This window comes from Zestosphaera sp. (assembly GCA_038843015.1).
Lineage (GTDB): Archaea > Thermoproteota > Thermoprotei_A > Sulfolobales > NBVN01 > Zestomicrobium.
On record JAWBSH010000020.1, the window covers coordinates 1 to 6,593 of the forward strand.

A 6,593-nucleotide genomic window follows, 5' to 3' on the forward strand; every position below is an offset into this window, starting at 1 on the left:
CATCTTCTGTACCGATGCCTAACTCACGAGCTGAAACTCCTTTTAGGAACGGTAGTAGGAGGCTGGACATCCCCACTAGAGCGTGGAGACATATCCTCGCGTTTGACTGAGGCAGTACGTAAAACTTCTCGACTACGAATTCGTCACCGAGCTTAAAGCCTGAGGCGCAAAACCCTTTAACCTCCTTCACCACGACCCTAACTCTATAACTCAAACACTACCACCACACCTTTATCTACCATACCTAGCTAGAAAAGACTTCCTAATCCGTTAAAACATGTTTCCTATCTCCAATAGCTCTAGTAGCTCTAGGTGTTACCAACTCCATAACCATACATATGACACCACCACTACGTAGACGAGTACCCCCGTAGCTAGCGTATCTAACATCTCCTAATAAGAAGTATCAGATTTAGCGTAAACCAGGAGTAAGTGGAGTGTGGGAAATTAACCTACTGGAAATTTCCAGTAACTGGAAACTATCACGTAAGAGAATGAGGAGTTCTAATGGACAGACCACCATAAACTTTCCAGTAACTGGAAGCTTTCCAGTAAGTTTCATTAGGTCTACTGATTCAGGGGTGGTAGCTTAGCTCTTTCACTAACTACTTGATTCAGTACCACTCAACAGCAGGAGGGCTAACGATGTAACGCTGAGGGGTCACAGAGCTCTATCGAGAACATCGGTTAGCGCATCGTGGAGAGCGCTAGAAGCTGCCGCGATCCGTAGAGTAGGTAGAGCCAGAGAGAGTGAGACAAGCACGACTACCCACGTCTTGAAGTACCTCGCTACCTTCAACCTCGACCCCGATTCCTACGCATTACCTCAGTTGTTATAAAACAAACCAAACAGCTTCCACACATCACCGCGTTCTCGACCGGATCATGTAGACCCGGCTGTACTGTACACCTCGAGGAAACTTCTCGGAGGCTCGTACAGTACACCGGACTCCGACCACTAAATCCTCTATAAGACTTCCTTAAATCCCGAGGAAGACAGCATGAAGGACTTATGAAGGAATCGTACACGTCGCGCATAACCGAGTGTGAAAACCTATGAAAACTCCATGAAGAACAGCAAGAAAGACTAACGTAAGAACCGGCAGTACCTCATGCGCAGAAACACACAATCAAACCCACGAACAGACCCGCAAAACCGAGGAGACCACTCAAAAACACACCACACATAACCGCCTCTCCGCTGTTTCACTCCTGCGGATAGTGCTATGTGTGATGAGTGTTTTATAATAATTTTTATATAACGTATGCGTCTGTGTTATTGGGTGGTTGTGTGCCTAGGAGGAGGTACGACGATGCTGTGTTGAGGGAGAAAGCTGTTGAGTTGAGGGAGAAAGGGTATACGTATAGGCAGATTGCTGAAGTTCTTGGCTGTAGTACGTATAAGGTTTGGGAGCTTCTCTCCGGGTACTCAGAGGTTAGGTCTAGGGTAAAGCAGTTTGCTGACTTGTTTGGTCGGGTCGATAGGCTCTTAGCTCAAGTTAAGGAGCTAGAGGATCGGTTGGGCAGTATTAAGAGGTTGGGCCACGGGAACTTGCAGGATGCTGTGTTAGAGCTCCATAGGAGGGTTTCTGCTATAGAGCGTGAGATTGACACTCTCAGAAAGTTTGCTAAGATGAGGGTTGAGGGAAAGTACTCCTGTGTTCACGTGAATGAGAGGGGTTTGTGTGGGGTAATGAGGCTGAGTGAAGAGATATCTCAGCTGAGTGTTGAGGAGGTAGGTGGTGTGTACTACCTGAAGGTTAGTGAGCAACCACTTCTCTGTGTAGCCTGCCCACGCTATAAGCCCTCGAGCTCACGCTACGAGTCCTCGACAGATAAGCGGTCTAGCTAGTGCTTATCACTACCTCGAGATCCTGCTGCTTCTTCCTTAAAGTACTCGTCTATGTAGATGACTTCTTCATCTTCTTCGCCTTCCCCCTCTCTATCCTCGTCTTCCCCTATCTCTAGTGTGATCTTCTTACGGGGGTATAGTCTCTCGAGTACGGTTTCGTATAGGTAGCCTATGAACTCATAGGAACTCGCCTTACCTACGGTATACTCCTCTTCCCCGTCTGAAGCCTCAACAACGACCTTCCCGTCTTCGAGCTTGAAGAGGACGTAGGGTGGCTTTAACTCTTGAGCTGGTAGGAGCTTAATACCTAACCTCTCGAGTGCTGGTCTAATCGCAACCGCTATATCTCCAGTTACGTAGAACCTCACTTTATGACCTCCGTGCTTGATTGCCGAGATTACGGAGATGATGTACTTAACGAGAGCTTTAGCGTTTGGAACTCCGCTGAAGGCAGGTCTGAGTATACTAGATATAGGTGCCGCACTTGAAAAGCTTACGGGGGTTGTACTCACTCTCTCCCCCAATATATTTGTTGCGTAATGTACATATAAAGCATGCGGTTTTCCCTATCTAGAACTCCTCGTCATTAGACTCGCCTAGGTCGAGTAGGTCTTCCACAGATGTGAGTAGCTGTGAGCTAATGAAGTCTCTACCTCTCCTCACCTTCCTAAGGAATTGGAGGTAGGGTACTGTTACATCCTTCCTTATCTCCCAAGCTACTCTAGCTACTCTATAAGCTCTATCATCAGAGTCGAACCACGCAATTACTACTGCGTGAAACTTGTTCGACCCTATGGGGTAGAAATTGAATGCTAGTGTCTTCGAGCAGGGATTGACGAAGACGTATCGGTTCATGTATAGTTCAACACCTTCGGGAACGCCTTCGGGGTATACTACTGAGGCATCGATCGGTAGGTAGCTACCGAAGAAGTTTACTGCGTCGGGTATGTTACCACCGTATTTTTTCAACAACTTCTTATAGTAGTCTTCGAGCTCTTCCCTACTTGACTTAAGCACATACTCAAACGCAATACTCATGTTCATAGTTAGAGGGTAAGGTGCGACGTATGCTTTAGACTCACCTATAGTCACGAAGTATCTGTAGATCTTGATGTTCCTCACTATATTGGTTGGGTAGATAAGTATGTTCACGAGGTCATATGCGTTGACGTATTCACAGTACAGATCCTGCGGCTCGTAATGGCAGTTGCCTTCTTCATCGCATAGTCTAGTGGATGGAGTTTGACCTTCCTCCTGATAGCAGAAGCAGATGCATGGAGCGTGTATGTAACAGGGTAGCTTAAGCTTCTGAAGGAAACCTATAGAACTACTTGTTACAGGCGATGAGATACACAGGTCTTTAGGTGGGTACACCTTAGTAGGAACTATATACTCAGGTTTTCTCTTCAATACTACAACTCTATAGTCTTCTCTAAAGCAGAAGTAGAGCTTCTCCGAGCTACGTAGCTTGGAAGCTATATAACTACTATCAGCCTCCCAACACCCAACTATGTTAGGCCTAATACTCACCAACCGATGAACTTTAACCATACAAACAACCCCCTAGGTAGCCCGAAGCCCGCAGAGCCTCATGAACTCATTTATTACAATTATGTTTACAAATATTATTATTATATTATAGATTAATATTATATCTATACTCACACTCAATAAAACACTACTAACACCTACGAATCCAAACCCCACCACGTTTTTGTAGGGGTTTGGTTGTTGGTTTGTGTTTGTGGTTTTAGCTGTTTTAATCAGTTCAAAGACCTTCATTAGATCGCCTCTCATCAGTTCAAAGAGGTCTTTCTATTGGGGTTGCTTCTCATGGTTCGCCAGCAGTTCTTTACTTTCTTAATTGCTTTTACTACTTTGCTGTAGGTTAGTCCGACGTATGGAATGTTGGTAAAGACTAGGTAGGTGTTGTAGGAGTAGTATATGCCGTCGATGAACATGTTTTGCTCGGTTTCGACGAATTTGAGTGCGCAGTTTCGTGGTACGTATATGAGGTCTATGTCGAGTTTGTATCTCCCGATTCCTCTTCCTTTATTGTAGTATAGTACTAGTAGGTATAGGTCTCGTAGTTGGTTCTCCCTTAGTAGGTAGGGTATCTTACTCCACTGGATGTAGTGTTTTATATCCTCCCACGTTGCTAGTCTGATGTAGAGTCTATCCGGTATGGTACTCTTCTTACTAGTTACTTTCTCTAGACACTCTACGTCGTGTATCTCACATACTCTATATAGCTTCCTAACTATTGTCCACTGATTACTACACTTAGTAAAGTAGACGTACTTACCGCGATCTAGCGGTATCTGACCATGAAGGTTTAGTGGGACTAACACTTCAACTACTCTAAAGCTACTTAACACTATTCCGTATGTCCTGTGGTACCTCCTACCCCTTAGCCGAGTAATTACTGGATCCGTCCTCTCAATTTTAAAGTAGACTAGATTCGTCATCTCCTGACTATATCTTACCATCGGGAGAGCCACCTTCTGCGATAATAGGTAGGTAGTCGTAGAGGAGGAGGACCCTCACGTTCCTGCAAGACCTTACAGCTCCAGCATAGTGCCACCTACTACGCACCTCATTACTCCATACCACCGTGATCGTCCTACCGAAGATGCTTAACCCGTACACGTAGCAGGGTAATCTCAGCCTCAGCCGAGCTAAGTAAGACTTATCGATAGGTACAGCCCTATCCAGCAACTCTTTCGAATCCAACCACACGTTCACCCTTCTAACAGAACCCCTCGAGTACCATCGATGAGTACTGCTCTTCCTCAAGTCAATGTTGTCGAGAGTTACTAGCGGGATTCTCTCTACCTCCAGTCTATAGCTTCCGAAAAACGTGTCGCGTCTCCCGCGGCCGTAGGGTGGAGTAATTGAGTAGATGTCTTCACAACACTTGCGTGGGTTGAAGATGCTGAAGTAGTGTAATACATCATCTTTCGGTACGAAGACTACATTAAATATGTTATACGGCTTCACTAAGACTGTAAAACCACCAGATCTACATACTACAGGCATTAAAACACCTCTAAACTTTCTAGAGTATGTCCTACCGGAGTTAGTGCTCATCTCAACTACTACCCCTCTCTAGTAGTTTACTCAGTCGGGCGGCTAGCTCAGTGTACTGCTTGTCTGCTCGAGTCACTATGTCGTCATAGTGTAGGTCACCTATGCTTAAACCCGATATTCTTGATTGGTAGAAGTTGCATATCGCTCCCTCAACCCCCACATCCCGACATACTCGATAGAACAGCTTTCGAAAGTCTTTCACCTTAACGCCGTAGTAGTCGTAGAGAGTATCCCTCACAGTATCGTACTTCCCGATCTTCCCCCTCCACATCTTGAGATATTCAGTAAGTGTTGCTGGGAAGTAGATCCACTCACACCTCTTCTTACCCCTACTCCACACTAGGTAATAGCGGCAGGAGCCCCTGTCTTGAAAGCAGGTTAGCTCTCTCTCATCAAAATCCTGGATCATCTTGACTACTTCACTCAGTCTAGCACCACTAAAGTAGAGTACTCTTAAGACTAGCCAGTAGAGAGTACCTACCTCAACTCTCTCCAGTACTTCGATTATCTTGCTGTATTCGATGTGGTATTTCTTAATGATCTTAGCACCACTTCTAATCTTAAATATCTTCCTAAGCCTCTCAGCCTCATCCTCGGATATCTCCCCGGATTTCTCGAGGAAGTCTATATACAGCCTCACACACTTAACCATCCACCTACTACCAGATATCTCGAGGAAGGTCCCGTAGGTTAGGGGCTTACCGTCAAGCCGTCTAAGGTAGTTCATGTAGCACTTAGCTGTCTTCTCCTGTTGCCCCCTATCCTTTATTAAGTACTCCATGAACATCTCATTAAACTCTATGAATCGTTCACGCTTACCACCGGCTACAGTTACCCCCAGACTCCTCAAGAGCTCCCCAAGCAACTTAATATCTCTTCTACTTGATACCTCAACGACTATATTTCCTTCCGAATCTTTAATACGGAGTACGTTGAGCATGGGAGTTGCCATAGCACCCCAATAGTAATGGGTAGGGGTTGCATGGTTTATAAAGCGGTCATTAGGGGTAACTTCCTCACTAGATTTCGCTCTGCTAAGCCGGTGGGGGATAACCCCGCGCGGGTTCGAATCCCGCCCCCGGCGCCACTCCTCCACGCTCCCTATAAACGATTACCGTTTTCATGGGTTAGTGTTCTCTCATGTTAAGCATCTTAACCACTTATTCTCTCAACAGTTTCCTACATAAGCTCATCTTCGAGAATACTTCTACTAGCTACCGAGGTTCCATGGACTTTCCCTTGGAGAGACTGAAGCATTTCTGTGAAAAGCTTAAAATCTCTTCAAGTAGAACACAACTACGAGATACAAAAAAGACTATAGGCTAAGGGTCTTCTTATGGAGAAGTTTATGGTGGATCTAGAGGCTGTGGTCAGAGAGCTCGTTAATGAGTTAGATATGGAGCTGGATTTCAAACCTGTTAAGGCGAAGACTCCCGTTAGTGAACTTGTTAGAGAGATACGGAATGAGAGAGAAGATAGTTTACTTAGACAGTAGCGTCATTGTTAAGAGGTACATCGAAGAATCCGGTAGCGAATACGTAGGACAGCTATACATGCAGGCTTACAATAGCTTGATCAAGATATCTTTCAGTCTCTGGAATATCGGTGAAGTACTTGGAGTTCTGGATAAGTCGAGAACAAGAGAGATCAT

General features: G+C 45.3%; 10 protein-coding genes. 2 read left to right on the forward strand and 8 right to left on the reverse strand.

Annotated elements, in window-relative coordinates; genetic code table 11:
- Both QXL29_08270 and QXL29_08275 read right to left on the reverse strand, forming a co-directional pair.
- On the reverse strand, nt 1-214 hold a 214-nt coding region (locus tag QXL29_08270; GenBank protein ID MEM2284581.1), incomplete at its 3' end, for a hypothetical protein.
- A gap of 447 nt (nt 215-661) precedes the next feature.
- Nucleotides 662-799: a hypothetical protein gene (locus QXL29_08275; GenBank protein MEM2284582.1), complete on the reverse strand. Its 138-nt coding sequence runs from the start codon at nt 797-799 to the stop codon at nt 662-664.
- 492 nt (nt 800-1,291) lie between these two features.
- Between QXL29_08275 and QXL29_08280 the strand changes: the two genes are divergently transcribed.
- Nucleotides 1,292-1,852, forward strand: coding sequence for a helix-turn-helix domain-containing protein (locus QXL29_08280; GenBank protein MEM2284583.1), 561 nt, complete (start codon nt 1,292-1,294; stop codon nt 1,850-1,852).
- Here QXL29_08280 and QXL29_08285 read toward each other — a convergent pair.
- Genes QXL29_08285 through QXL29_08310 form a run of 6 tightly spaced genes read right to left on the reverse strand, consistent with a single transcriptional unit; the run spans nt 1,849 to nt 5,894 of the window.
- On the reverse strand, nt 1,849-2,364 hold the full coding sequence (locus QXL29_08285) for a hypothetical protein (GenBank protein ID MEM2284584.1): 516 nt from the start codon (nt 2,362-2,364) through the stop codon (nt 1,849-1,851). The genes QXL29_08280 and QXL29_08285 overlap by 4 nt on opposite strands.
- Nucleotides 2,365-2,422: 58 nt before the next feature.
- Nucleotides 2,423-3,403, reverse strand: coding sequence for a hypothetical protein (locus QXL29_08290; GenBank protein MEM2284585.1), 981 nt, complete (start codon nt 3,401-3,403; stop codon nt 2,423-2,425).
- 12 nt (nt 3,404-3,415) lie between these two features.
- Nucleotides 3,416-3,634: a hypothetical protein gene (locus tag QXL29_08295; protein MEM2284586.1), complete on the reverse strand. Its 219-nt coding sequence runs from the start codon at nt 3,632-3,634 to the stop codon at nt 3,416-3,418.
- Nucleotides 3,635-3,648: 14 nt separating this feature from the next.
- Nucleotides 3,649-4,341, reverse strand: coding sequence for a hypothetical protein (locus QXL29_08300; protein ID MEM2284587.1), 693 nt, complete (start codon nt 4,339-4,341; stop codon nt 3,649-3,651).
- Nucleotides 4,328-4,942 (reverse strand): hypothetical protein, encoded by a 615-nt coding sequence (locus QXL29_08305; GenBank protein MEM2284588.1) that lies wholly within the window; start codon nt 4,940-4,942, stop codon nt 4,328-4,330. The genes QXL29_08300 and QXL29_08305 overlap by 14 nt, the downstream gene beginning before the upstream one ends.
- A 1-nt stretch (nt 4,943) precedes the next feature.
- Nucleotides 4,944-5,894, reverse strand: coding sequence for an integrase (locus QXL29_08310; GenBank protein MEM2284589.1), 951 nt, complete (start codon nt 5,892-5,894; stop codon nt 4,944-4,946).
- Nucleotides 5,895-6,381: 487 nt separating this feature from the next.
- Between QXL29_08310 and QXL29_08315 the strand changes: the two genes are divergently transcribed.
- A partial coding sequence (locus QXL29_08315; protein ID MEM2284590.1) for a type II toxin-antitoxin system VapC family toxin occupies nt 6,382-6,593 on the forward strand: 212 nt, incomplete at its 3' end.